General features: G+C 56.1%; 1 rRNA gene. It reads right to left on the bottom strand.

From position 1 onward, the window contains the following. Positions 1-255, bottom strand: a 23S ribosomal RNA gene (locus AAFO60_RS20920); the annotation flags it as partial.

Below are 255 nucleotides of genomic sequence, written 5' to 3'. Positions count from 1 at the left end.
ACTTGTCTTTCGCTACTCATGCCTGCATTCTCACTCCCACACCCTCCACAACTGGATCACTCCGCTGCTTCCACGGATGCAGGACGCTCCCCTACCCACCCACACCACTAGACCACCATCCGCAGACAATGGCCGATGAATGTGTGAGTGCCGCGGCTTCGGCGGTGTACTTGAGCCCCGCTAAATTGTCGGCGCAGAATCACTTGACCAGTGAGCTATTACGCACTCTTTCAAGGGTGGCTGCTTCTAAGCCAA

The sequence above is a fragment of the Gordonia aichiensis genome (assembly GCF_039946255.1).
GTDB lineage: Bacteria > Actinomycetota > Actinomycetes > Mycobacteriales > Mycobacteriaceae > Gordonia > Gordonia aichiensis_A.
The sequence above is the reverse complement of the archived record's forward strand: the minus strand, read 5'-3'. Positions and strand labels throughout refer to the sequence as shown.